The organism is Streptomyces sp. NPDC052236 (assembly GCF_044548015.1).
Taxonomy (GTDB): domain Bacteria; phylum Actinomycetota; class Actinomycetes; order Streptomycetales; family Streptomycetaceae; genus Streptomyces.
In genome coordinates, this window is record NZ_JBIUBL010000012.1 from 191,322 (window position 1) to 216,212 (window position 24,891).

The window sequence follows — 24,891 nt, forward strand, 5'->3', positions numbered from 1 at the left end:
CCGGCTTGAATTCCCTCTCCCGTGTGACTGCCCGTCGATCGGAGGCGGACATGGAAAGGAGCTCCCGTCATGGCTGACCGCTCGCAGGACTCCGCTCCTGGCCCTCGCGTCCGCAGGCGCGGGCAGGGCGAACTGGAGGCGCAGGTGCTCTCCGTCCTCGGCTCGGCGCCGGGCCCGGTGACCGCCGGATGGGTGCAGGAGCGGCTCGATGGAGTTCTCGCGTACACCACGGTCATCACCATCCTGACCCGGCTGCATGAGAAGCAGGCGGTGACCCGCAGACGGTCGGGCCGGGCCTTCCTGTGGACGCAGGTGACCGACGAGGCCGGGCTCACCGCCTTGCGCATGCGCCGGCTGCTGGACAGGCAGAACGACCGGGGCGCGGTGCTGTCCAGTTTCGTATCGGCCCTCTCCCCGCACGACGAGCAGCTCCTGCGCTCGCTGCTGAACGAGCCCGGAGATCCGGAGCTTGAGCATCGCTAGGCGGAGAGGCCGAAGAGCTGGGTCCAGTACGTCCCCGCCGGGCCGCCGCCGGCGAAGCCGATCCCGAGGTGGGTGAAGTCCGCTTTGAGGATGTTGGCTCGGTGGCCAGGACTGTTCATCCAGCCCTGGACGACTTCGGCCGGGGAGCGCTGGCCGCAGGCGATGTTCTCGCCGATTCCGCGGTGGGTGCAGCCCGCGGCCCTGGCGCGGTCCCAGGGTTCGAGCCCTTCGGGAGACGTGTGGGAGTAGAAGCCGCGGGTGGCCATGTCGGTGCTGTAGGCCTGAGCCGCGGCGGCCAGGCGCGGGTCGTGGGCCAACGGCGGGAGCCTGGCTGCGGACCGCTCGGCGTTGGTACGAGAGAGAACCTCGGACACGGCTTGCGCCAGGCCGTCGGTCGTGAGCGGCCGGGCCCACAGAGCCGTCCAGTAGATGTCGCCGGAGCGGGTGTCGGTGGCGTGAGCCAGCCCGACGTCGGAGAACGCCGGGCTGACCAGGGGACGCCGGGTCTCCGCTCCGGTCAGGCAGTAGTCCAGGAACTCGGAGGGCGTGCGCGGGCCGGAGACCAGGTGCTCGGCGAGGGAGAGATAGGCGTACCCGCGGGTGGTGATGTGCTGGAAGACGGACCGCCCGTCCGGGCCCTCGGCGCCGAGGCGGCCTTGCCGGGCCATGGCTGCGGCATGCGCCTGGGCCGCCGCGGTGAGCCGTGGCTCCGTCGCCACCGCGGGGGCACCGGCCCTGGCGCGCTCGGCGTTGACGAGCGAGGCGAAGCCGTCTGCGTGGCGGCCCGCGCCGGTCTGCGCAGTGGTGGTCTGTGCGGTGTGGGTCAGTCCGGTGGTGGTCTGTGCGGTGAGGGTCTGTGCCGCGTCGAGTGCAGTGCCGTCATCCGCCACGTCGACGCCGAAGTCGCGGGCCACGCCCGCCAGGCCGTCCGCGCATCCCTGCCCGAGGGCGCGCAGCTTCCATGTGCCGCCGCGGCGGTAGATCTCCGCGAGCAGCAGCACGGTTTCGTGCGTCGGCCGTGGCGGGTCGAACCGGGCCAGCCGGCGTCCACCGGGTCCTGTGACGTGCAGCGTGGGGGCGGGAAGACGACCGAGTGGGGCACCGGGGTCGGCGGGGCTGATGACCACCGTGACGCGGCTCGCTCCGGCGCGAAGGCGCTGCCGGTCCACCGTGACGGTGCCGGAGTGGAGACGGATGCCGGGAGCCGAGGGCTGGTTGAAGAAGACGAAGTCGCCGTCGCCTTCAACCTTGCCGTCATCGCCGGTGATCAGCACGGACAGATCGAACGGACCCGGCACATCGACGGTGAGGGTGCCGTCGGGCAGGGGCACATTCCCCCCGGGAACCAAGTCGCTCATCCGTACCGCCTCTTGTCCTGACCGCCCCTGCGGCCGGCTGGGGCTCTGTCAGGACAACGCGGTGCGGACACGTCATGGTTCCTGGAACGCAGGCGGGCCCGCGGCCGAGTGGAGCGGGCCCGCCCTGCTTCAGTTCCGGGCCTTGAAGCGGTCGAGGGCGGCCACGCCCGCGGCGGCGAGAGCGATCTGGATGGCCCACTCGACCCAGTCGACGCCGTCGGTGTCCGCGACGCCGAGACCGCCCGCGACACCTGTGCCGACGAGGGCCGCGACGATACCGACGGCGATCGTCCAGAGGAAACCGATACGCTGCCGACCCGGCAGGACAAGCCGCCCCAGCATGCCGATGACGATACCGATCACGATCGCGCTGATGATGCTGGAGATCTCCATGAGTGCTCCTTTCGGCACGTTCTCTGATCCGTATGCCCGTCACGGCACCGGCCACGCGTCCTGGTCGCCGCCGGCCGTCCACAACGCCCCACCCCGTTCTCCGCATTCAGGCAGCTAACGGAAGAGGCGGGTGGGAACAGCTGTGGCCAGGGCTCGGTAGCCGGTGGGGTTGAGGTGCAGCCAGTCGCCGTCGTGGAGGTCGGGGCCCAAGCGCGTGAGGTGGGCCGGGTCGCGGACCGCGCGGTCGAAGTCGATGACCGCGTCGAACCCGCCGCTGGTGCGAATCCAGGTGTTGACCTCCTGCCGCGCCGCCTCGCGATGGCCGGCGGGGTCGTCGTAGGCGACGTTGCCGCCGAAGGGCGTCAGCGTCGCGCCGTAGACGCGGATTCCCTGGGCATGGGCCCGCACGATGATCTGCTGGTACGCGGCGATCAGGTCGGCGGCGACGCGCTGCTGGGCGGCCGGGGTGGCCGCGGCGGTGCCGATGTCATTGACGCCCTCGAAGACGATCAGCCAGGCGACGCCGCTGCGGGCCAGGACGTCGCGGTCCAGGCGGGCGAGGAGGTTGGGGCCCAGACCGTCGTTGAGTACGCGGTTGCCGCCGGCGGCCTGGTTCAGTACCGCGACGTCGGCGGTGGTGGGCCGGCCCCTGAGCCGGTCCAGGAACTGGTCGGGCCAGCGGTTGTTGGCGTTGGTGGTGGAGCCGCGGCCGTCGGTCAGCGAGTCGCCCACGACGGCGACCGCCGCGGTACCTGCGGGAGAGAGGACTTCGACGTCGCTGAGCAGGTACCAGTGGTTGACGGGGGTCGCCGCGGGCAGGGCCCGCTCCCGCGTGTGGTCGCCGTTCTGGAGGTAGGAGGTGGTGCGGGAGCCCGGGTGCGAGGTGAGGGCCAGGGATGCCTGCCCTTCGGCCAGGTAGGTCGTCACGGTCAGGTTGGATCCGGGCCGCACGCCGAAGCCCAGCGGGTCGGAGACCAGTTGCGCCCCGACCGGGACGGTCGCGGTCTCCCGTCCGGCGAAGGTCACCTTCCGCGCAGTGCCCGGCTCGATCGCGTCGATCCCGGCTCGCCCGTCCAGCGGGAGCGCCACGGACACCGCCGTGAGGGACAGCGGGGTGTCACCGAAAGCGTTGGAGAAGCGCAGCCGGATGTACTCGCCGCCGGTGGAGACGCGTACGGTCTGCCGCAGGGTGGTGTCGACCAGGACGGCACTCTCCCCGGTGAATGGCGCGGGCGGCATGTTGTGGGGCTCGGTGAGCTGTGGCATCGCGGTCCAGGTGTTCACCCACTGGCGGCCGGACGCCGATGAGTTCGTGACCCCGGTCGTGGCCCCGGTCGTGGCCCCGGTCGTGGTGCCGTCGGCGGATTGTCCGCCCATGTCCTTGGCCCTTACCGGGAACGCCGTCGAGACGACGGCGAGAACGAGACCGAGTACGAGGGCGGCCGTGGCTATCAGCTGGGCGAACGGCAATCTTCTCGACGGTTTCACTGGCACAGTGCCTTCCTCTGGAAAGTCTCGGGCGATGGTGGACACGTCCTGGCGTCGTTCAGCAGACGGAGTTGGTCTGGGTGAGCAGGCCCAGCCGCCACGGGAGTTGCGAGTAGTCACCGCTCGCGCCTGAAGGAACTGGGCAGCGAACTTGCCGAGTTCAGAGGCGAACTGCTGGTGCAGGACGTCTCACTGGGGGATGCGTCAGCTGACCCGGGTCTCGACGCGGTACAGCGTTCGGCCGAGAAGGCTGCGGTGGCCGAGGTCGCTGCGGTGGCCGTGGTGGCCGCTCCCGGTGGCGGGGCGGTGACAGCACCGACGGCCAACAGCCCAAGGATCAGACCGCTTACGAACACGCGCGTACGCGGAATCCTCACGAATTGCCCCTCTCAGCAGGGAACCCCGGAGAGATCGTGACATGAACACGACTCTTATGGAAGCGCTCCCACCGGCGCCTCCCCCACCCCCGCCACCTCCCTCGCCGAGCTCCCCCACCGAGGCAACACCGCCCACAGACTGCCTACTGACCGCCTGCCGCGAACGAGGCGCGGTAGGCCCGAGGGCTGGTGGCGAGGCGTGAGGCGAAGTGCTGGCGCATGGTGATCTCGCTGTTGAAGCCGGTACGGCGGGCGACCTCGGGCATCGGCAGGTCGGTGTGTTCCAGGAGTTTCTGCGCGGCGGCGATGCGCTGGTCCAGGAGCCAGCGCACGGGTGTCGTGCCACCCGCCGCGGCGAAGTGGCGGGCGAAGGAGCGCGGTGACATGCCGGCGTGGGCGGCGAGGCGTGCGACGGTCAGCGGTTCGTGGAGGTGGCGGAGCGCGTATTCACGTACGGCCGCGAGGGCGTCGGCGTCGCGGTCGGTGCGCGGCGTGGGGTGCTCGATGAACTGGGCCTGGGTTCCGGTGCGGAACGGGGCGGTGACCATGGAGCGGGCGATCGTCGCGGCGGCCTCCGCGCCGTGGGTCGTACGGACGAGGTGCAGGCACAGGTCGATGCCGGCGGCCGTACCGGCGGCGGTCCACAGTGTGCCGTCGTTGATGAACAGCGCGTCGGGTTCGACGGTGACGCGAGGGTGGTGGGCCCGGAGCGGCTCGGCCAGGTTCCAGTGCGTGACCGCGCGGCGGCCGTCGAGGAGTCCTGCCTGGGCGAGCGTGAACGCGCCGCCGCACAGGGCGGCGATGGTGGTGCCGCGCGTGTGTGCGCGGCGCAGGGCTGCGAGCACTGGTTCCGGCGCGGGGGTGAGGTGGTCGTCCAGGCCTGGCACGAGAATCAGGTCGGCACGGGCCAGCCAGCCCAGGGTGCGGTCGGGGGTGAGGCTGAGCCCGCCGCGCATGGGGACGGCGGTGGCCTCGGCGGCAACGCGGCGCAGGTCAAAGGCGGGGACGCCACGGTCCGTGCGGTCCGTGCCCCAGACCTCGGTGATGACGGAGACGTCGAAGGCCCGGATGCCCGGGAAACTGACGAGGGCGACGCGGTGCGGGCGGGTGGTGGCAGCCATATTGGCAGTAAACCATCGATCGATGGCTTTCCCCCCTCTGGGGATCGACCGACGGGGGCGGCAGCATCGTGGGCATGGAGATTACGGAGAACGCGGCGCTGATTGTGGTGGACGTACAGAAGGGGTTCGAGGAGCTGGACTTCTGGGGCGGCCGGAACAATCCGGAGGCCGACGAGAACATCACCTCGCTCATCGACGCATGGCAGACCACGGGGCGGCCGGTCGTCTTCGTGCGGCACGACTCGGCGAAGCCGGGCTCGCCGCTGCGGCAGGGGCAGGAGGGGAACGAGTTCAAGGAGTACGTCGAGCAGCGGCGCGGAAAGGGAATTGCGTCGGAGCTGCTCGTGACGAAGAGCGTGAACTCGGCCTTCTACGGGACGCCGGACCTGGACGCGTGGCTCAGGGCGGAGGGGATCTCGCAGTTCGTGGTGAGCGGGATTCAGACCAATATGTGCGCGGAGACGACGGCACGGATGGGCGGGAACCTCGGCTATGACGTGCTCTTCGCGCTGGACGCGACGTACACGTTCGATCTTGAGGGCCCGTTCGGCTGGCGGCGGTCCGCGGCCGAGCTGGCGCAGACCTCGGCCGTGTCGCTGCACGGCGGCGGTTTCGCGACGGTGGTGACGACGAAGGAGGTCGTGGCCGCGGCGGCAGGTGCCCTCCCCCGCGAGCGGGGGAGGGCACTCCCGTAACCGCGCCCTGTCGGCTGCTTACCGGCCGGCCGTCATGGAGAGAGCGCGGGCACCGAACCGGGTCAGGCGGTGGCGCAGGTGCTACCGCTGAGGGTGAACGCGGTCGGGGCGGTGTTGGTGCTGCCCTTGTTGCCGATGAAGCCGACGGTGACCGAGCCGCTGGCGGGGATGGTGGAGGTGTAGGAGGCGGGGCTGATGCTCACCGTGCCGCCGTTCTGGGTGGGGGTCCCGCCCCACATGTTGGTGACGGTCTGGCCGTTGGCGAAGGCGAAGGCGAGCGTCCAGCCGCTGATGGTGGTGGTGCCGGTGTTGCGGATGGTGATCTCGCCCTGGAAGCCGCCAGGCCACTCGTTGCCGACGCGGTAGCCGACGGAGCAGCCCGCGCCGGGGGTGCCACCGCCCTTGGCGGTGGTGACGCTCACCGTCGCCGAGCGGGCCGAGCGATTCCCGGCCGCGTCGCGGGCGTAGACGGCGAAGCTGTACGTCGTGTCGGCGGTGAGACCGGTCACGGTGACCGTGTTGGTGGCGGAGGCGGCGACCGTGGTCTCGGAGCCGCCACTGATGCGGACGATGTCGTAGCCGGTGACGCCGACGTTGTCGGTGGCGGCGGTCCAGGCGAGGGTGGCGGAGTTGGCCGTCACGGCGGAGGCGGCCGGGGTGCCGGGGGTGGTCGGGGCCTGGGTGTCGCCCGGGCCGCCGCCGCCGTAGATGGTGGCCTCCCGGGAGGTCTGGGCGATGCCGTTGGCGCCGTGGAAGATGCGCTCGCCCCAGGAGCTGAGTTGGTTGGGGTCGAAGGCGATCGCCAGGTCGAGGATCGGGTCGGTGTTGCCGCTCCAGGACCAGGCCAGGTAGCCGAGCCGGAGTTGCTGGGCGGCGGCCATCATGGTGTTCTCGTCCGGGTCGCCGTATTGGTCGGGAGGGCCTCCGAACTCGCCGATGAGGATGGGCAGTTTGGCGTTGACGAAGGCGTTCAGGTAGTCGTTGATCTCCGCGGCGGTGTCGTAGACGCTGTACATGTGGATCGAGAAGATCAGGTTGCCGGTGAGGTCGGCGTCGTAGACGGCCTGGGCATTGGCGCGCATGACCCCTTGCCAGTCCTGCCCCCAGTTGGGGGCGTCCACCATGATCGTGTGCTGGAACCCGGCGTTGCGCAGCTTCTCGATGGCGGCGATCGTGGGCGCGGTCCAGCCGGCGGGGTTGGTGTTGCCCCAGGGCTCGTTGCCGATGTTGACGATGATGTAGTTCTCTTCGCCGGTGAGCACGCCCTTCAGGCCGATCCAGTAGTCGGCCGCCTGGTCGAGCGAAGCGGCTGCGGCCTCCTCGCCGTAACCGGTGGTGTCGTGCACCTCCAGTACGCAGATGAGCCGGTTGGCCTTGCACTGGGCGATGATCCCGGCCACGTCCTGGGGGCTGTTCTTGCTCCAGCGGTGGCCGTTGGAGAGGACGACGCGGACGGTGTTGGTGCCGAGCGCCTTGACGTCGGCCAGTGACTGCGTCTCGCCCGGGTACCAGGTGTGGGCGTGGTTGACGCCGCGCATGATGAAGTCGTTGCCATTGCCTTCGAGCAGGCGGCCGTCGCTGATGTGGAGGCCGGCGGCCAGGGTGCCGGGTGGCTGGGCCTGGGCGGCGGCCGGGGTGGGGGCCCCGAAAACGACGAGCCCGAGGAGGGTGACCAGTGCGGTCAGCAGGGCGGTGACGGAGCTCTTTCGTGCCGTACTTCTTGTTGTTCTCACTGCGACTCCAGAGAGTGAGCGCCAAGAAACCTGAGCGTCAGAAGAAACGTGGGAGCGCTCCCATACAGCCACTTGGTCAGGAACACGTCAAGACATCGCGCACGCTCCGCCGCTTCGGACGTGGCGGGCGCTTCGCGGGAAGTCCTTACCTACTCGCCGGTGGCCCCGCTCCCTGATGACCGCCAGGTTCGCCCGTGCGGCCGGCTCGGGAGGCCGAGGACACCGTCCGCCGCAGTCGTACGGGCCGCTGCGAGGACCGCGCTGACCGGTCCCGCGGAGAAGGCGGTCGTCGGCATGGCGCGGAAGCCCCGGCCGCCTGGGCCGGAGCAGTGGCCCGCCCGTACGCCAAAAAGCCCCGGCCGCCCGGCGCGGGTCTCAGAGGAGGCGGCGCACGGCCTCGACGATCGCCCGGCGGCGCTCGTCCTGACTCTGGTCGCGTGTCGCGGATGCGGGCATGGACATGGCGTTGCTGGGCCCCCAGGCCGTGGAAATGGCCAGGACGAGGGTGAGCAGAGCCGCCGGGGTGAAGCTGGAACCTATCCCCTTCTCGCTCTGTACGTACGCGAGCGAGTCGAGCTTGGTGCTGGGTGCCGGGGACGCCACCGCAGGGTCGCGCTCCTCGTTGCCGCCACGCTCCAGACGGTGCCAGGTTGCCAGGCGGACGACCTCGGGGTGCTCCTGGCAGAAGTCGAACAGCCGCCCCGCGTAGCCGGGCAGGTCCTCCGGGGCGAAAGGGACCATGTTCAGTCCGCGGGCGACATGGGCCTCGAAGACCGCGTCGAAGAGTTTGTCCTTGCTGCAGAAATAGACATAAATGAGGTTCTTGTTCGCCGAAGCCGCCGCAGCGATTCGGTCCACCCGGGCCCCGGCGATCCCGTGCGCCGCAAACTCATCGGTCGCGGCCTGGAGGATGCGGGCCTTCGTGGCTTCTGCTCGGGACGTGGGGGGCATGGAGGGCATGCTATCGGTGGACTAACCAGTTATATCTGTCCTCCGAGAGCGGTCGGAAAGCATGCGCGGGCCGGACTGCTGTGGGCCTACGCATGGGGACAGCGTAATTGACTAACCAGTTACTCTTTGGTCATGACTCAATCTGACAGCCTCCTGAACGAGTTGGCAGCAGGCAAGTACCTGCTCCTCACCACATTCCGCCGCGACGGGAGGGCGGTACCCACGCCCGTATGGGTGATGCGTGACGGCGATACGCTGGCTGTGTGGAGTGCGGCGGATGCGGGAAAGGTCAAGCGCATCCGTAATGGCGGGAGGGTCACCGTCGCGCCGTGCGACTGGCGCGGTAACGCACTGGGTGAGGCCGTGCAGGGGGTCGCCGAGTTGCCGCCCGCGGCCGATACTCGGCACTACACCGAACTGATGAAGCGCAAGTACGGCATGGCGGCGCGGCTCGGGCTGCTGGGCAGTCGGTTGAGGGGCGGGCGGAACCGCACTGTGGGAATCCGCGTCCGCCTCGCCGAGTGAACCTCCGGCCACTCCGGCGGCCCGGAGTACGACCCATCGGTCATCTCGGCAACGAACGTCCGGTACGGCTCGGGAAAGCACTCTCGCTCGTACACCAGGTGTTGTCCGCCCTCGGTTACGCGCACCAGGCGGCGCTGCCCGCCCGCGCATCCCGCGTGCCGGACACCCGCCAGAGGCGGTTGCTTGCGCCGGTCGGCGATGCATGCGGGCCCCGACATGCACGCAATCAGGCATTCCCGTATTTTTGGGCATAAGGCAAGATTCTTTCCCGCGCTGAGCTCAGGCGCCATTTCTAGCGATATCGGCGCTTCACCGCATCCCAGAGGACGAGGCGTGCGGTCACGGCGCGTCCGTCCTGCAGTTGTAGAACCGCCCGGCCGACAACCCGTCAGCCGTCGTGGACAGAAGCTTCCGGATACGTGGTGTGGACCGCCTGCGGATCGTGGACGCCTTGATCTTTCCGCACATTCCCGGATTCTTTGTCGCCACACCGGCACACCGGTCTACATGATCAGCGAGAAGGCGAGCGACGTGATCCTCCGCGACGCGGCTCGCTCCGCCAGAGCCCCCATCGCACCCGGCGAACTCGCCACACCCGGCCAACTGACGCACGGCCCGCCCGTGCAGTGACGCACGTCCCTGCGAACGGACCGGGACAGACTCAAGGAGGAGTACACGATGGGCATGAAACGACGCACCCCCCGGCGATCCGGCTCGGGACACCGCTCCTCCCTCGTCCTGCGGATTCTCGCCGGCGTCGCGGAGTACATCGACCGACGCAACGGCTGGGACAAGCTGGCCGTCACCCCAGGCCTGCTCGTTCTCGTCGGTCTGCGCGAGAGGCTTCGCGAGAGGAACCTCCACGACACCACCCGACTGCCCTCCGTCGATCTTCCCGACCCCGCGCCGCCCTCAGAGAGCCACAAGGTCAACCGGACCGCCGACGGCAGCCACAACGACCTCGACGAGCCACGTATGGGCATGGCCGGAACCCGCTTCGGCCGCAACATCCCGCTGGACAGAATTCCGCCGGCCACGCCCGAGGACGTGCTGTCCAGGCCGAATCCGCGCGAGGTCAGCCGTGCCCTGCTCACCCGCCGGCAGCTGATCCCGGCCGAGTCGGTCAATTCCCTGGTCACCGCCTGGCTGCAGTTCATGATCCGCGACTGGATCAGCCACGGTACGAGCCCCGAGGAACGGCCCTGGGAAGTGCCTCTCATGGACGACGACCCGTGGCCGGAGCGCCCGATGACGATCATGCGGACACCGGACGACCCGACCCGGGATCCGCAGGTACCCCCGGGGACGCCCGACACCCGCGTCAACGTCTCCTCCCACTGGTGGGACGCCTCCCAGGTCTACGGATCGAACGGCGAGGAACAGCGCCGGCTACGCACCGGCGCGCTGGGCAAGCTGCATCTGTGGGATGACGAGCAGACTCCGTTTCCCTCGGATCCCGCTCGCGATCCCTCGCGGGTTCCCGGTTTCTGGCTGGGCCTGGTAATGATGCAGAACCTGTTCGCACAGGAGCACAACGCCATCTGCGAACACCTGCACTGGGCATACCCGTCCTGGGACGACGAGGAGCTCTTCCAGCGTGCCCGGCTCGTCAACGCCGCGCTCCTTGCCAAGATCCACACCGTGGAGTGGACACCGGCCGTGATCAGCCATCCCACCACGGTCAAAGCCCTGCGAGCCAACTGGTGGGGCATGGCGGGTGAACGCGTCCACGATCTGTTCGGTCGTATCAGTGAAAGCGAGGTCGTCAGCGGCATCCCCGGCGCCAAGACGGACCACTACGGCATCCCGTACTCCCTCACCGAGGAGTTCGTGGCCGTCTACCGCATGCATCCGCTCGTCCGGGACGAGTGGCACCTGCGCTCCATCACCGACAACGCGACCTTGCGCCACTGCACCTTCCGCGACATCGCCGGGCCCGAGGCGCTGAAGGTGCTGGGGACGACGGGGATGGCAGACCTGTTCTACAGCTTCGGCACGCTGCACCCCGGCCTCGTCACCATGCACAACTTCCCGAAGTTCCTGCAGGAGTACGAGCGTCCGGACGGGCATCTGCAAGACCTCGCCGCCACCGACATACTGCGCAGCCGGGAGCTGGGTGTTCCCCGCTACAACGAGTTCCGGCGGCTGCTGCGGCTGAAGCCGGCCCGGCGCTTCGAGGACTTGACGGACAACCCGGCGTGGGCAAAGGAGATCGAGCAGCTCTACGACGGCGACATCGAGAAGGTCGACCTGATGGTCGGGATGTACGCGGAGAAGCTTCCGAAGGGATTCGCCTTCAGCGATACAGCGTTCCGTGTCTTCATCCTGATGGCCTCGCGTCGGTTGAACAGCGACCGCTTCTTCACCGAGTACTACAGGCCTGAAGTCTATTCCAAGGCCGGTATGGCCTGGATCGACGACAACACCATGGTGTCGGTGCTGTTGCGTCATCACCCGGAGCTGCGCACAGCCCTGGCGGGGCTGAAGAACGCGTTCGTGCCGTGGCACACCGCTGCGGGCAGCACCACGAGTTCCTGACGATCGGTGGGCGGAACCAGCAGCCCTCCCCTGCGGCGCCGGACGGAGCAACCCTCGGTTGCGTGGAACAGACGCGGACCTGAGCCTGATGCCATGAGGAACAGACCCAAGGTGGTCGTCCAGCCACCGGACAGCCGTGGGCTACGCGAAGTCGCCATCAGCGGCACGACGGTGGGCAGCGCCTGGTCGCTGCGCGAGCTGCGAAAAATCCTCAGTCGCACTGGCTACCCGCGAGACACGAACGTGGAAGACCGGACATCCATATGCTGGCGCGGCGCAGACAGCGAAACGTGGCCCGATCGCACGTGGCGAAGGCGCACGACCATCGCACTCATGATGGCCGGGCTGCTCGGATCCATGATGCTGCTGGCCGCTGTCGGAAGCCCGGATGCCGTCGGCGCGCTCACTTTCGCGGGAAGAATCACCGGTTACCTGTTCGTCGTCTTGGGCGTCGTGGAGGGTGTGGCCGCACTCGCAGTGCTCGATTATTGGGGAAAGCGCCAGTTGAGCTTCTCCGGAGCGGTGGTCCTGCTCGGGGCGCTCATCGCGCTGGGCACCGACAGCCTCCTACTGTTCATGTGGCTCCAGGAAAGGGAATACACACGTTACCTGCTGGCATATTTTCCGCTCTGGTGCTGGTCTTTGTGGGCGCTCTGGTTGCTCATCCGTGAAAAAGCGTGGAGGGGAACTCCGCATCCTAAGAAATTTGCGGCAGGCGTAGCTGCTACAACACTCCTGGCCGCTGTCAACCTAGCCTATTCCGCAGTCTACCAACCCACATCTGCTCCCGTCCTTTTCAGCCTGACGGCTAAATTCGGGACACCGCGAATCGATCCTGAACGTCAGATCATCCATCTCCCGCTGATCCTTCAGGTGAAAAACACTGGACAGATCCCAGCATACATTATTAGCGATGAATATTCAATTAAGGGACTCACGGCTGATTTTTCCGAGAATGCTGGAGAACTGAGGGAGCGAAGAGAGGCCATGGAGTCCAACTCCGACGTGCGGCTTTACACCGGCATCCCCAAAGAGCACACCATAAGTGCTGGACCGTTTTATGGGCCAGGCAGCTATCTCGAACCAGGCGAAGAATATAGCGAGGAGAAGGTGGTCCAGCTACCCAGGGCTGCCAGATATGACACAGTAGAGGCCGCCCTTACCATCGAGCTGATGAGAAAAGATCGAGGGAAGGTCGATCTGGAAGAGTTCATCGACTCGCACCCTTCATGGCACAAGAATGAAGGGGCCTTTTATTGTCCCCCCGATGAATGCTGGGAACATATCGCATATCGCGCAAGACTGCACCACAACAACAACATTATCAATGTCACGCGTCGGCCGGTGTATGTAACCTCCATCTGGGGCGTGAAGCCCTCAAAGTCCGATTCTGTAACAATCATCTCATCGTCGCCCGACTTCAGGCCAGGATCCCTGAAGTATTACACGAGGGCCGAAAATGAGAGCGAAAGGGAAAAGGAAAGATATGGTGTTGTCACTGTTGATGCACAAGCGGCGGTACCCTTTGCGGCATTGGTGAATCCTTCGGAGGCCTGAGGGTGATTTCGTAACGGCTGGGCAGTTATGTTTGGATCACCGCGGACCAGCAGTGTTTGAAGTGCCGATATGCAGCCCAGCGACTCGGCGTCTCCGCCACCTGGTGCCGCCGGCTCGCCCGCGTGAGCTCAGGCTTCCCTCCCAGGGCATGGCGCCCGGGTTGCGGGATATAGCGAGGGGGCGAAGAGTTGGTTTTGTAACGCCTGTGACCGTTGAGCTATGGATCTCCGGTGACTTGGGCCGCCTCGGGGCCGAGCAGCACATCATCAGCGCACTTGGAACCATCATGGCCAAAACCCCCCGGCGACAAATCTCCCGCATTGTCGGCGCGTCTTGCTTGGCTACCGCGCTCGCACTGCCGACAGGCCTGGCCACCGCTGTGGCAGCGCCTGCTGCCCTCGCTCAAGCTACGACGGCAGCACCTGGCCAACCCTCACCGCCACCCCCACCACCGGACCCGCAAGAACCGGAGCCCCCAGAACCGCCAGAGCCTCAAGAACCGCCGGAGCCACCACCGGAGCCACCACCGCCACCACCGGACCCACAAGAACCCGAACCCCCAGAACCGCCGCAGCCACCCCCACCGCCGCCACCCCCACCACCGGACCCACAAGAACCCGAACCCCCAGAACCGCCGGAGCCACCACCGCCACCACCACCGGACCCACAGGAACCTGAACCGCAAGAGCCGGCAGAACCCGAGCCACCGCCGGAGCCACCCCCACCCCCACCGCCGGACCCCGACGGGCCAGATGACCTTGCGGAGCTGAAGAAGGAACTGGGGGATGCGGTAGCGGAACTGAGGGCACCGAAGGAGGTGAAGGAGAAACTGACCAAGGTGCTGCCCGAGACGCTGGAAGTAATCGAGGACCCGGAGACGGCGCCGAAGAAGCGGGCCACGTACACAAGGATCGTGGAGGGGATCACCACAACGCTCAAAACAATCGAGGACCCGAAGACACCGCCGAAGGAACAGGCCACATACACAAGGATCGTGGAGGGGATCACCACAACGCTCAAAACAATCGAGGACCCGAAGACACCGCCGAAGGAACAGGCCACATACACAAGGATCCTGGAGGGCATCACCTATACCCTGGAGAACATCCAGAACCCGCCCCTGCCACAGGGTAACCCGCCGCAGGAGAAGCGGGCGCACCACACAAGGGCTATGGAATTGGCCACCACCACGCCGGTAACAGTCCACGCCCCGAACCTGCCGCCCGCGGAGCGGGCCACGTACATGAGGATCGTGGAGACGATCACCTACACGGTGAACAAAATCCAGACCCTACCGCAGGAGGAGCGGGCGTCCTTCGCGAGAGTCGCGGAATTGACCACCGCCGCGCTCGTAGCAGTCCAGGCTCCGAAGACGAGGCCGAAGGATCCAGAGGATCAACTCGCAATCGAGAAGACCGTGAAGGAGACCGGCAACACGCTGGCGGCAACCCAGGAGCCGAAGGCGTCGCAGAAGGAGCGGAACGAGGCAAAGAAAAAGCTGGACCAGCGGACCCGCTCGCTCCAGAATTCTCAATTTCTGGAACTCATGAAAGAAGTTAAGCGCCACAAGGCCCCCGCAGCCTGTATCAAGGAAATAAAGAGCCGAACGCTTCAGACTGGTTGGTCAGATGGATCTCTCTGGGGTCTTGGTGATTCGTTGTGCGCTGCGACGGTAGCTGAGGGCGCCCGCCAAGACAGCGGCCGGTGGAGTGCACTATTTGAATGCGTGCAACGACACCCGTTCTCTACGTGTGTGGTTCACATTCCCAAAGACTGAAAGCGCCCGCGACTCAGCTCCACGGGGTGACGGTCAGACGGATCCTCGCGTTTTCGCCGAGAATCGGCCCGGCACTGCGCGGAAGCGGGATGCAGGCCACCCACACATGGCTGCGGGGGTCCTCGTCGCCCAGTGGTTCGCCGCTGAGGTCAAGATCCCTGATCGCGCCTGGGATGGCGGAATTCCATGCCGCCCAGATTCCCGGCACGGACTGCCTCGTGCCGACGTCCACGATCAGTATGTCGTCGAAGTCGGCGGCCTGTTCGAGATGATCCCCGAGCAGGAGAATTCCGCGGCGCTCCCGCAGCGACAGAATCCTCAGGTGAAGGGCATACCGCATGGCAGGGCTGCCATGCGGTCGCGACAGGACACTGCCGAGAAAGACTGTCGTCAGGGGGACAGCCCCGTCGGGTCCGTCGTCAGCCGTGGCACCGTCCGGCCGATCCGGCGGTTGGCCCGTCAACTGGATCGGGCACCAGTGGGACGCCAATCGTTCGTGCATCACAATGGGCAGGCCACGTACGGACAGCTGCACCTCCGCCTGCCAGGTGACGCCGCCTTCCTCGGAGGGCAACTGGTGGCTGACGAGGTCGGCCTCCACTTTCCGGTCGCCGAAGAGGAAGCGGCGCAGATTTTGATATCCCTCTTCCGAGTTGACCAGGCCATAGCGCCCGCTGTGACTGCGATGTACGAAGGCGGTGTGTGCCCCTGGCACGCGGGCCTTCTCGATCTGCACCAAACCGTCGCTCCTGGCCCCCACCGCGGCTGCGGAGAGCCCCATCGCGACCTCGTAGTCCTTAGGATTCGTGCCCACCAGACAGAAGACTCGCTCCTTGGCAAACGCTCCGTTGCCCTGAGGCATCTCGCGAGCGCTCCAGGATTCGGGAGGACCGTCGGGATCCACGTCGTCCTTGGGTGTCAGATACTCGTACATGCGCCGAGGACCGAAAATGTCCGCACCATTGATGCCGACCGCGTCGCGGACTTTCTCCAGCAGCCCGAATCCAATGTCGAAGGCGATGCCGCCGTGCGGGGTGCCATACGTGAACAGCTTGTCGACACAATCATTGGGGTCGCGCCCCAGGTCGGGCAGAATCTTCTGCACGAGGCAGCGGCAGATGAGTCCTCCCATGGAGTGAGCCACGAGGTGGACTCGGGGAGCGCTGGTCTTCTTCCGAAGTCTGTCGATCAGCCGCATGAGGTCCAGCGCAGCGTCCTCAAGCCGGAACGGCTTGTCCTCACCGCCCCATGTGGTCCCGGACGCATCGTAGAAGCGGTGTACCCAGATGCTGTCAGGCGGAATGTGTTCGTGGGTCTCGAGATAGGAGTCCTGGCTGCCCTCGACGAGAATCTTGTATCCCTCGTCGAGGTGGAGCCGCAGCAGCGGGCTCTCGAACTGGTGAAAGCTGGGGTCGTTGTCCGCCCCGATACGTACGTGCGTGGACCCTTCATTGAAGCCATAAAAGGGATCCTTGACGACGCTGTTGATCCCTGAAGTGTCCCCGGCGAATCCGCGGACGTATACGATAGGGAGCTTCATTCGCTCGGGTATGATAGTCATGAGCTTCTCCGCGGCGTGCGGCGTGTGACGTGTGACCCTACGTTTTCACCATGTGCGGCGCCTTGCTCACATTCAGATTCGGTCAGCCGGGGCCTGGTGGCGCCAACGCGCTTTGACCTCATGCCCCTGTACGTCTGCTCGACCTCGCCGGTAATTGCACGATACCGCCAGATTGCCGACTTGATTGAATTGTATGTCCGCCCGTCCGGGCGGACCACTGGAGCAGTCCTGCGCAGCGAATCCCTGGGCCGCGAACCGGCGACTGACGGACATTCAGCCATCCCTCAAGGAGGGCGCCGCGCACACACATCTGCGGCGCCGGCTGCTGCGGGACCGTACGAACAGCGGACGGCACGGCGATAAGTGCGTGGAAGTGGAGAGCCGGCGGAAGGCGACGACGCCACAGCGCCACCCCACCCTGATCAGCGCGACACGCCGGGGCGTCGGCCGCATCGCGGGGCCTTGGCCGTGGGTGCCGTTGCACAGCCCATTACTGCCCTAGACTCCGTCGCGTACGAAATGCCCCTTATGTCCATATTGGGTGCCGACGGGGCTGGCGGCGCCACCCCGTGTCCCTGCCAGCACGTCCCCATACGCCTCCGTGAAGGGATCATTCATGGTTGCCAAGAAGAAGACCGCGGCGTCCAACAACGCACCCGAGCAGGACAAACTCGTCGCCTCTCTCCGGCAGTTCATCCGGACCAAGGGGCAGAAATACCTCACTGATGCGAACGTGACCAGCATCGGTATCGGCTACGGCAAGAAGGGCGGGAAGCCGACCAAGGAGATCACCCTCCAGTTCACCGTGGACACGAAAGCGAAGCCGGAGGCGCTGGCTGCGCTGAAGACCACGCCGATTCCGGAAACCATCACGGTCGACGGGGTCGAGGTCCCGACCGCCGTCATCCAGCGCAGCTATAAACCGCAGTTCCTCGTGGTGTCCGAGGTGGAAAGCCCGGTCCGCAAGCGGCGCCTCTCCCCGATCCTGCCTGGTGCGAGCGTAGGACACGTAAAGGCGTCGGCGGGCACGATCGGCTGCATCGTCTTCGACAAGAACGACGGCACCCCCTACATCTTGAGTAACTGGCACGTGCTGCACGGGGCGCGCGGCGAGCTGGGCGAAAACATCGTGCAGCCCGGTCGGCACGACGACAACCGGGTCGCCCAAAACCGCCTCGGCACCCTGAAGCGTTCCCATCTCGGCATTGCCGGCGACTGTGCGGTGGCGACCATCGAGGACCGCCACTTCAGCGGGGAGATCCTTGAGCTCGACGTCGTACCGGAGGAGCTGGGCGAGCCGGAGCTCGGTGACAAGGTCATCAAGAGCGGTCGCACCACCGGCGTCACCCACGGCGTGGTGCGGCGCATCGAAACTCTCGCCCGGCTCGACTACGGCGGCACGGTCGGGGTGCAGACCATCGGCTGCTTCGAGATCGAACTCGACCCTGCCAATCGGCCCGACAACGGAGAGATCAGCCAGGGCGGCGACTCCGGCGCCGTCTGGATGTTCAAGACGGCCAACGGCCGACCGGGCAAGGTGCTGGCAGGCCTCCACTTCGCAGGCGAGGGAGAAACCAGCCTCGACGAACACGCGCTCGCGTGCCTGCCACGCTCGGTCTTCGAGAAGCTCGAGATCAGCCTGCAACGCCCCTCCGTCGAAGAAGCGGCAGTCATCCAGGGGTACAACCCCACATTCCTGGGCGACCGGATCGACACCCCACGTCTCGGCGCCGCGATCAAGGACGACGCCGTCCAGCTCAACGGCTCCGACGTCATCCCCTACACCCACTTCTCCCTCGCCTTCAGCGCCTCAAGAGGTTTCGCGTTCTGGGTGGCCTGGAACATCGACGGCAGCACCCTCCAGAGGCTGCCCCGCACCGGAATCAAGTTCGACAAGGACCCCCGCCTGCCGGACGACGTCCAGGTCGGCAACGAGCTGTATGAGGACAACCCACTCGACCGCGGGCACCTGGCCCGCCGCGCCGACCTGTTGTGGGGAGCACCGCTTGAGGCCAAGAAGGCCAACAAGGACTCGTTCTTCTACACCAACATCACCCCCCAGATGGAGGACTTCAACCAGTCCGGCAAGGATGGCCTGTGGGGACGGCTCGAGGAGGCCCTCTTTGCCGAAGTCGAGGTCGACGACCTGAAGGTGAGCGCCTTCGGCGGACCGGTCTTCCAGGACGACGACCGGGTCTTCCGCGGGGTCCAAATCCCGCGCGAGTACTGGAAGGTGCTCGCGTTCTCCGAGCAGGGGCAGCTCAAGGCAAAGGCCTTCCTCCTCACGCAGAACCTCAATCAGCTCGAAGCCCTCGATCTGGAGGAGTTCCGCGTGTTCCAGGTCATGCTGAGCGAGCTGGAAAGCCGCGGCCGCTTCCGTTTCCCCGCCGCCCTGAGCAAGGCCGACACCCTGGCCGTGCCCGAATCACTCGCAGCTCGGACGCCCCTGGAGGACCTGTCGGACATCGCCTGGCAATAGGGTCTGTCCGCCCGGCCAGAAGCCCTTGAAGCCCTCGAAGACACCTGACCTGGAGCGCTACCCTGGCGCGGTGACTTCCCCTCTGGACAGTGCCCTTGCGGCCGAGCCGCTCACCGGCGGTACGCATCACACGTGCTGGCTGGTCACCCGGGAGGACGGCTCCCGCTGCGTCGTCAAAGCCACCCCCGAGGCGCCGCCCGGCATGTTCGAGGCGGAGGCAGAGGGCCTGGCCGCCCTGCGGGAGAGCGGCGCGATGGGGACGCCCCTGGTCCTGGGATACGACGACACGTACCTGGCCATGGAGGAGCTGCGGCCCGTGCCGGGGCTTGACGACGCGCTCGGCTTCTGGGAGGGAGCGGGCCGGGCGCTGGCCGCGCTGCACAAGGTACGTGGACAGGCGTTCGGCTGGCACCGTGACAACTGGCTGGGGCCGTTCCGGCAGGTCAACACCTGGACGCAGGACCCGTACGAGTTCTACGCCCGCCACCGGATCCTGCGATTCCTGTACGAGCCGGAGGTGAAGGCGGTGCTCGATCCCGCCGAGATCGCGGTCATCGAACGGGTCTGTGAGGAGCTGCCGCAGCTGGTGCCGCCGCCGTCCGGGCCTGTCCTGACCCACGGCGACCTGTGGCACAGGAACATCATGGCCATGCCCGGCGGCACCCCTGCGGTCATCGACTGCGCGGTGTCCTTCAACTGGCCGGAGGTCGACCTGAGCATGATGCTGTGCGACAGGGGCATGGCCGAGGGCGGCGGCTCCCAAGCGCAGGAACGGTTCTTCGCCGCCTACCACGAGATCCACCCACCGGAGCCCGGCTGGCGCGAGCACTTGGAGCTGCTGAACCTGAGGGAGCTGCTGGTGCTGATCGCGGCCGGGCACCAGGAGTGGGCACTCGCGCCGGTACGTCGGCTCGTGCGGCGCTACAGCTGACCCCAACGCAGGCAACTTGAGCCAAGCCGTCCTGGGACGGCCGCGACAGGCTGCGGGCCCTCCGTCTCCAATGCCTTGGGGAAGGGTTCCTCAGGGCATGCCGATACTGACGGCCGCCTGGTCGAGACGGCCCTGCCGCCGGTGGCGGCAGGGCCGGGTATTCGGTGGTGAGCCGCGCGCCGGGCGTAGCAGGAGTCCCGCCACAGCGGGGACAATCGGTCTCCTCCCGTGGCGGGTTTCCAGAACCCCGCACACTGACCGACGAGGCGAAGGAGTGCGGCGTGGGCGTGCCAGCGGCGCCGTCCCCGGAGTCCCGGCGCGCGGCCGACATCCTGACCATGCACCGGCTGGCCCGCAAGGGGGACGGCGTACAGGCGCTGCTGCGGTGGCTGGCGCGCCGGACGGGGTGCTGGGTCGGGCTGGTGGACCCGCACGGCGGTGTACAGGCGGCATCTCCCCTGGAGTACGACTCCGATGTGATGACGCTCGTCGCCGACGCGCTGCGCGTGATGCGTGAGCGGGGGCTGCGTACGTTCGTCGCGGGCGAGTCCCTGGGCCTCTCGGGCGCGCTGCTGGCCGTCGACATACCCGGGGACCAGTCCGGACCCGTCCCGTCCGGACAGGTCCTCGCGGTCGTCGGACCCGACCCCCTCAGGACGGCCGCCCCGGCCGACGCGGTGCCGCTGCTCGGGGTCTGCTGGTGGGCGAAGGAGACCGAACAGACCCGGCGGCGCGTGGAGATCGCCGACGCGCGCGGACGGGAGGCCGTGCTGCATCTGCTGATGTCCGGGAACCTGACGACGGCGCATCAGATCGCGGACGTCCTCGGACCGCGCCTCCACGATCCGGCCCGGTTCCATGTCATCGAGTGCGGCGTCGACCGGCGGGCCGAGACGATCCGTATCTGCGCCGAACTCACCGGCGGCCGGGCGTGGATCGTACGGTGTCCCATCTACTCCGACCATGTGCTCGTGGTCGCGTCGGCGACGAGTGTCCCCGCCGACGCCCGCCCGTTGGAAGCCGCCCTCGCGGCCGAGATCGAGGGCTGTGTCGTGGGGACCGGCGAGGCGCTGGCGCTGCGCGATACGGCCGTCGGCTACGAACAGGCCTTCCACGCGCTCGCGGTGGCCCGTGGCCGCCCCGAGCGCTGGGCGCGGTTCGACGCAGCGCTGGGTCTGCCCGTCGTGGTGGCCCGCCAGGGCCGCGCCTGGGCCGACCACCTGCTGGCGCCGCTCACCGGGTATGTCCCCGCCCGGGGCGCCGACCCCGACAGCCGCACGCTGACCGACACGGTCCGGTCGTGGCTGGTCTTCACGTCGGCCGCGACCCGGCATATGAAGATCCACCGCAACACCCTGGCCTCGCGTCTCCGCCGCGTTGAGGTGCTCCTCGGTCTGGACCTGTCCCTGATGGGTGATCAGGCGAAGCTCGATCTGGCGCTGCGGATCGGGGCGTTGCCGCGTGTGATGGATCACGGCCCGGCGGGGGTGGTGGTGGCGGCGACTCCGGCCGAGGACGCCTTCGAGGCGCTGCTGCGCCTGCCGGCCGTACGGGAGTGGGCGCTGACGCAGTTGCGCCCCGTACATGAGGAAGCGCCCGCGCTGGAGACGACGCTGCGCACCTGGCTGCGGAACGACACCCGGCTGAGTGCGACGGCGCAGGCGCTCGGTGTGTCGGTGACGGGAGCCCGTAAGCGACTGATGCGGCTCGAACAGGTCATGTGCCGGTCGCTGTTGCGGGTCCCGAACGCGCGTCATGACTTGTGGCTGGCCGTGAAGGTCCTTGAGGGCGGAAAGCCTGACAGGAACTTCTGAAACCGTCGGCCGGTCCGGCTGTGCAGTCTGACTCTCGCCGGTCCGCCGCACGGAACTTAGAGTCGGGGCCGTGTTCACGCCCTGATTCGGGGGACGGGGCGTGAACACCACTACACGCCCGGTGGCGACGGAGGCCGGTGTGCCGCTGGAACAGCGCTCTCTATGTCAAATCCCGCCCGCTGTCCGGTCACCGGATCGCTTCCTTGCCGGCAATTGCCCTCCTCGGGAACCGAAGCGCCTGGGGACATCATCGGACTTCATGCCAAGTTTTCGGGTGGGTGGCTGTTCTTACGCGCGGGTACTGAACTGAATTCGGTCCATGAGGCCCAGCAACAGGCCGGCGACCTCGGTGGCGTGGTACCGGGCGCGCGGGTCGGGCAGGCGGTCGGCGTCGGAGCACAGCAGTACGGGGCTGTCGTCCGGGTGGTCGGGCAGGCGGCCGTGGCTGCCGCGTACGCAGTCGGCGTTCAGGGAAACCACAGACAGGGTGGAGCGCAGCCCCAGCCGACGGCGGGCGAGGGCGCTCGCGGCGCGGAGTCTGACCAGGCGGTCGCCGGGGTCGAGGAAGAGTTCGACGGGGTCATAGCCGGGCTTGCGGTGAATGTCCACGCAGCGGGCGAAGTCCGGCGCGCGGGGGTCATCGAGCCAGTAGTAGTAGGTGAACCAGGCGGTGGGCTCGGCAATGGCGACCAATTCGCCGGCCCGGGAGTGGTCGATTCCGTAGGCGGCCTTGCCTGCCGCGTCCAGGACGCGTTCCACCCCGGGGAGGGCGGCGACCAGTTCCCGTACGCGGGCGAAGTCCGCCGGGTCGCGCACGTACAGGTGGGCGGCCTGGTGGTCGGCGACCGCGAAGGCGCGGGACGTCCAGGGGTCGAGGTATTCCATGCCCGCCTGCGTGTAGACGGCGAGCAGTCCCGCTTCGCGCAGCGCCCGGTTGATGTGCACGGGGCGGTCGACGGCGGTGATCCCGTATTCGGACAGCGCCACCACGGTCGTTCCACGCTCGCGCGCGAGCCGGAGCAGCGGCGCGACGGCGTCGTCGAGGGCGGTGGCCGCGGTCACGGCCTGATGACCGTCGGGGCCGTGGCGTTGCAGGTCGTAGTCCAGGTGCGGCAGGTAGGCCAGGGTGAGGTCCGGGTCGGCCGTCCGCATGACGTGTGCGGTGGCGTTGACGATCCACTTCGTGGAGGCGAGGGAGGCTCGCGGCCCCCAGTAGTCGAACAACGGGAAAGGCCCCAGGGCCTGAGTCAGTTCGTCGTGCAGTCCGGGAGGGGTGGTGTAGCAGTCCGGGGACTTGCGGCCGTCGGCGTGGTAGACCGGGCGTGGCGTGACCGTGATGTCGGTGTCGGCACCCATCGCGTACCACCAGCAGATGTTGGCCACGCGGTACCCCGGGTAGCGACGCCGTGCCGTCTGCCACACCTTCTCGCCGTGGACCAGACGGTTGTGCTGGCGCCACAGGAGGACCTCGCCCAGGTCGCGGAAGTACCAGCCGTTGCCGACGATGCCGTGCCGGCTGGGCGGGAGGCCGGTCAGCAGGCTGGCCTGCACGGAGCAGGTGACGGCGGGAAACACGGGGTCCAGGTGCGCGATGTGCGCGGTGGGCCTGTCCGGGGCGCCCGTCAGCGAGCGGAGCCGGGGCATGTGGCGGAGCATGCGGGGAGTGAGTCCGACGACGTTCAGGACGAGCAGCGGGGCGGGTCGTCCCGCGCCGGCGGGTGGGGCGGCGGTCACGCGGTGGTCCTTTTCGGGTGCGGGTCCGGACTGGTCGTCCGACTACTTCGGTGGCGGCTTCTTCGGTGGCGGCTTCTTCGGTGCGGCCTCTTCGGTGCGGTTCCTTCAGTCCGGCTGCATCAGCCCGGCTGCATCAGTCCGGCTGCATCAGTCCGGCTCCTTCAGCCCGGAGGCGAGCAGGCGGTCGCGCGCCCACGCCAGTTCGGCCGCGATGCCCGTGACCAGAGCGTCCTTGTCGGCGGGACCAGCGGAACGGCGGGTGCCGGGCAGCACCGACCAGGTGTAGGTCTCCACCTCCAGATGGTCGGTGAGCGGTCGGGGGCCGGACAGGAGAGCCTGGATGGTGTCGGCCAGTACCGGCCTGGTCGAGGTGAGGGGCGGGCAGGGGTCGGCGTGTACGGGCACGTGGAAGTGGACGCGCCACTTCCACCCGGCCTCGACGGGGGTACGGGCACGAGGGCCGCCGGTCGCACGCAGTGCGAGGTCCAGGTCGTCCCAGTGCGCCAGGGCCTCGTGTGCCCCGGCGCGGGTCTGGTGGAGGAAGCGCGGCTCGGCGAAGCGGGCAAGGGCCTGGCGTACGGCGGGGTCGGACGGGTCGTCGGCCTGGAGGGCGCTGGAAAGCTGGGCTTTGACCACCGGCAGGCCGGCCGCGGCAAGTCTCCGGAGCGCGGGACCGGGTTCTTCGAAGTCGACGGCGAGATGGCAGGCGTCCAGGCAGACGCCGATGTGCTCGGTGTCGAGGCCGCTGAGTCGTGCGCAGGCGTCGCGCACGGTGGAGACGGCGCATCCGGGCTCGGGTTCGATGCCGACGCGGATGGTCCTGCCGGTGCGGGCGGCGAGTTCGGCGAGTCCTTCGGCCAGCAGATCGAGCGCGCGCCGTGCGCGGTCGTGCCTGGCCGGGGTCCAGCAGGTGCGCCAGCCCAGAGGAAGGGTGGAGATGCTGCCGCGGGTCGCGTCCTCGGGCAGCAGCGCCGACAGGATCCGGGCCAGATCGAGGGTGTACGCCAGCCGGGAGGGTTCGCTCCAGTCAGGCGCGTACACGGCGCGCTTGACGACGGGGTCGTGGAAGCCGCGGTACGGAAAGCCGTTGAGCGTGACGGTTTCGAGCCCGCGCGCCGACAACTCGCCGCGCAGCCGGGCCAGGGCCTTCTCGTCGTGCGCCAGGAGCCGCGCCGTCCGGTGGGGCAGCCACAGGCCCACCCCGAGGCGGGCTGCCCCGAGCCGTTCGCGGACGGGTTCGGCGAAGACGGCGAGTTGGCGGAGGATGCCGTCGAGTTCCTCCGCGGGGTGGACGTTCGTGCAGTAGGCGAGGTGGACGGTGCTGCCGTCCGGGTGGCGCAGGCGCATTGCGGCCGGTCTCCTTGTCGTCGTGGGCG

Annotated in this window: 20 protein-coding genes; 11 read left to right on the plus strand and 9 right to left on the minus strand. The window is 67.8% G+C overall.

Features of this window, described 5'->3' with window-relative positions; all coding sequences use genetic code 11:
* Positions 1-69 precede the first annotated feature (69 nt).
* Entirely contained in the window at positions 70-483 is a 414-nt protein-coding gene (locus tag ACIHCQ_RS21355; RefSeq protein WP_399664334.1) for a BlaI/MecI/CopY family transcriptional regulator, read from the plus strand.
* On the opposite strand, the gene ACIHCQ_RS21360 is transcribed toward ACIHCQ_RS21355, so the two are convergent.
* The 4 genes from ACIHCQ_RS21360 to ACIHCQ_RS21375 all read right to left on the minus strand — a co-directional run bounded on the left by ACIHCQ_RS21360 (position 480) and on the right by ACIHCQ_RS21375 (position 5,220).
* The gene (locus tag ACIHCQ_RS21360) at positions 480-1,841 is read right to left on the minus strand and encodes a CAP domain-containing protein (protein ID WP_399664337.1); all 1,362 of its coding nucleotides are present in this window, start codon (positions 1,839-1,841) and stop codon (positions 480-482) included. The two genes, ACIHCQ_RS21355 and ACIHCQ_RS21360, sit on opposite strands and share 4 nt — an antisense overlap.
* Before the next feature lie 129 nt (positions 1,842-1,970).
* On the minus strand, positions 1,971-2,234 hold the full coding sequence (locus tag ACIHCQ_RS21365) for a GlsB/YeaQ/YmgE family stress response membrane protein (protein ID WP_399664340.1): 264 nt from the start codon (positions 2,232-2,234) through the stop codon (positions 1,971-1,973).
* Positions 2,235-2,348: 114 nt separating this feature from the next.
* The gene (locus ACIHCQ_RS21370) at positions 2,349-3,689 is read right to left on the minus strand and encodes an SGNH/GDSL hydrolase family protein (protein WP_399664523.1); all 1,341 of its coding nucleotides are present in this window, start codon (positions 3,687-3,689) and stop codon (positions 2,349-2,351) included.
* Between the two features lie 553 nt (positions 3,690-4,242).
* A complete protein-coding gene (locus ACIHCQ_RS21375) occupies positions 4,243-5,220 on the minus strand; it encodes a GlxA family transcriptional regulator (protein WP_399664342.1) in 978 nt (325 codons plus the stop codon).
* Between the two features lie 74 nt (positions 5,221-5,294).
* On the opposite strand from ACIHCQ_RS21375, the gene ACIHCQ_RS21380 reads away from it, so the two are divergent.
* Complete coding sequence (locus ACIHCQ_RS21380) at positions 5,295-5,915, plus strand: cysteine hydrolase family protein (protein WP_399664345.1); 621 nt, start codon at positions 5,295-5,297, stop codon at positions 5,913-5,915.
* Positions 5,916-5,977: 62 nt separating this feature from the next.
* Here ACIHCQ_RS21380 and ACIHCQ_RS21385 read toward each other — a convergent pair whose 3' ends face one another.
* Entirely contained in the window at positions 5,978-7,648 is a 1,671-nt protein-coding gene (locus ACIHCQ_RS21385; RefSeq protein ID WP_399664348.1) for a cellulase family glycosylhydrolase, read from the minus strand.
* Positions 7,649-8,023: 375 nt separating this feature from the next.
* Positions 8,024-8,599, minus strand: coding sequence for a TetR/AcrR family transcriptional regulator (locus ACIHCQ_RS21390; protein ID WP_399664351.1), 576 nt, complete (start codon positions 8,597-8,599; stop codon positions 8,024-8,026).
* Between the two features lie 132 nt (positions 8,600-8,731).
* Here ACIHCQ_RS21390 and ACIHCQ_RS21395 point away from each other — a divergent pair, with 132 nt between their 5' ends.
* The 6 genes from ACIHCQ_RS21395 (at position 8,732) to ACIHCQ_RS21420 (ending at position 14,996) form a co-directional block, all read left to right on the plus strand.
* The gene (locus ACIHCQ_RS21395) at positions 8,732-9,124 is read left to right on the plus strand and encodes a PPOX class F420-dependent oxidoreductase (protein WP_399664354.1); all 393 of its coding nucleotides are present in this window, start codon (positions 8,732-8,734) and stop codon (positions 9,122-9,124) included.
* A gap of 397 nt (positions 9,125-9,521) precedes the next feature.
* On the plus strand, positions 9,522-9,635 hold the full coding sequence (locus tag ACIHCQ_RS21400) for a hypothetical protein (RefSeq protein ID WP_399664356.1): 114 nt from the start codon (positions 9,522-9,524) through the stop codon (positions 9,633-9,635).
* On the plus strand, positions 9,632-9,754 hold the full coding sequence (locus ACIHCQ_RS21405; protein ID WP_399664359.1) for a hypothetical protein: 123 nt from the start codon (positions 9,632-9,634) through the stop codon (positions 9,752-9,754). The genes ACIHCQ_RS21400 and ACIHCQ_RS21405 overlap by 4 nt, the downstream gene beginning before the upstream one ends.
* A gap of 54 nt (positions 9,755-9,808) precedes the next feature.
* The gene (locus ACIHCQ_RS21410) at positions 9,809-11,662 is read left to right on the plus strand and encodes a peroxidase family protein (RefSeq protein ID WP_399664362.1); all 1,854 of its coding nucleotides are present in this window, start codon (positions 9,809-9,811) and stop codon (positions 11,660-11,662) included.
* Between the two features lie 333 nt (positions 11,663-11,995).
* Positions 11,996-13,219, plus strand: coding sequence for a hypothetical protein (locus ACIHCQ_RS21415; RefSeq protein WP_399664364.1), 1,224 nt, complete (start codon positions 11,996-11,998; stop codon positions 13,217-13,219).
* Positions 13,220-14,036: 817 nt separating this feature from the next.
* On the plus strand, positions 14,037-14,996 hold the full coding sequence (locus ACIHCQ_RS21420) for a hypothetical protein (RefSeq protein ID WP_399664367.1): 960 nt from the start codon (positions 14,037-14,039) through the stop codon (positions 14,994-14,996).
* A gap of 13 nt (positions 14,997-15,009) precedes the next feature.
* Here ACIHCQ_RS21420 and ACIHCQ_RS21425 read toward each other — a convergent pair whose 3' ends face one another.
* Positions 15,010-16,557, minus strand: a complete 1,548-nt coding sequence (locus tag ACIHCQ_RS21425; RefSeq protein WP_399664369.1) for an esterase/lipase family protein — start codon at positions 16,555-16,557, stop codon at positions 15,010-15,012.
* Between the two features lie 616 nt (positions 16,558-17,173).
* Between ACIHCQ_RS21425 and ACIHCQ_RS21430 the strand changes: the two genes are divergently transcribed.
* From ACIHCQ_RS21430 to ACIHCQ_RS21440, 3 genes are all read left to right on the plus strand, one after another.
* Positions 17,174-19,036: a DNA/RNA non-specific endonuclease gene (locus ACIHCQ_RS21430; RefSeq protein ID WP_399664372.1), complete on the plus strand. Its 1,863-nt coding sequence runs from the start codon at positions 17,174-17,176 to the stop codon at positions 19,034-19,036.
* A gap of 70 nt (positions 19,037-19,106) precedes the next feature.
* Complete coding sequence (locus tag ACIHCQ_RS21435; protein WP_399664375.1) at positions 19,107-19,967, plus strand: fructosamine kinase family protein; 861 nt, start codon at positions 19,107-19,109, stop codon at positions 19,965-19,967.
* Positions 19,968-20,248: 281 nt separating this feature from the next.
* On the plus strand, positions 20,249-21,781 hold the full coding sequence (locus ACIHCQ_RS21440) for a helix-turn-helix domain-containing protein (protein WP_399664377.1): 1,533 nt from the start codon (positions 20,249-20,251) through the stop codon (positions 21,779-21,781).
* Between the two features lie 288 nt (positions 21,782-22,069).
* On the opposite strand, the gene ACIHCQ_RS21445 is transcribed toward ACIHCQ_RS21440, so the two are convergent.
* Both ACIHCQ_RS21445 and eboE read right to left on the minus strand, forming a co-directional pair.
* Positions 22,070-23,437, minus strand: a complete 1,368-nt coding sequence (locus ACIHCQ_RS21445) for an alkaline phosphatase family protein (RefSeq protein ID WP_399664526.1) — start codon at positions 23,435-23,437, stop codon at positions 22,070-22,072.
* 225 nt (positions 23,438-23,662) lie between these two features.
* Positions 23,663-24,862 (minus strand): metabolite traffic protein EboE, encoded by a 1,200-nt coding sequence (gene eboE, locus ACIHCQ_RS21450; RefSeq protein WP_399664380.1) that lies wholly within the window; start codon positions 24,860-24,862, stop codon positions 23,663-23,665.
* Positions 24,863-24,891: the final 29 nt, after the last annotated feature.

Coding starts and splice junctions, on each gene's coding strand:
- ACIHCQ_RS21355 (WP_399664334.1), top strand. CDS start 70: ATGGCTGACCGCTCGCAGGACTCCGCTCCTGGCCCTCGCGTCCGCAGG.
- ACIHCQ_RS21360 (WP_399664337.1), bottom strand. CDS start 1,841: ATGAGCGACTTGGTTCCCGGGGGGAATGTGCCCCTGCCCGACGGCACC.
- ACIHCQ_RS21365 (WP_399664340.1), bottom strand. CDS start 2,234: ATGGAGATCTCCAGCATCATCAGCGCGATCGTGATCGGTATCGTCATC.
- ACIHCQ_RS21375 (WP_399664342.1), bottom strand. CDS start 5,220: ATGGCTGCCACCACCCGCCCGCACCGCGTCGCCCTCGTCAGTTTCCCG.
- ACIHCQ_RS21380 (WP_399664345.1), top strand. CDS start 5,295: ATGGAGATTACGGAGAACGCGGCGCTGATTGTGGTGGACGTACAGAAG.
- ACIHCQ_RS21390 (WP_399664351.1), bottom strand. CDS start 8,599: ATGCCCCCCACGTCCCGAGCAGAAGCCACGAAGGCCCGCATCCTCCAG.
- ACIHCQ_RS21395 (WP_399664354.1), top strand. CDS start 8,732: ATGACTCAATCTGACAGCCTCCTGAACGAGTTGGCAGCAGGCAAGTAC.
- ACIHCQ_RS21405 (WP_399664359.1), top strand. CDS start 9,632: ATGATCAGCGAGAAGGCGAGCGACGTGATCCTCCGCGACGCGGCTCGC.
- ACIHCQ_RS21410 (WP_399664362.1), top strand. CDS start 9,809: ATGAAACGACGCACCCCCCGGCGATCCGGCTCGGGACACCGCTCCTCC.
- ACIHCQ_RS21415 (WP_399664364.1), top strand. CDS start 11,996: ATGATGGCCGGGCTGCTCGGATCCATGATGCTGCTGGCCGCTGTCGGA.
- ACIHCQ_RS21425 (WP_399664369.1), bottom strand. CDS start 16,557: ATGACTATCATACCCGAGCGAATGAAGCTCCCTATCGTATACGTCCGC.
- ACIHCQ_RS21430 (WP_399664372.1), top strand. CDS start 17,174: ATGGTTGCCAAGAAGAAGACCGCGGCGTCCAACAACGCACCCGAGCAG.
- ACIHCQ_RS21445 (WP_399664526.1), bottom strand. CDS start 23,437: ATGCTCCGCCACATGCCCCGGCTCCGCTCGCTGACGGGCGCCCCGGAC.
- eboE (WP_399664380.1), bottom strand. CDS start 24,862: ATGCGCCTGCGCCACCCGGACGGCAGCACCGTCCACCTCGCCTACTGC.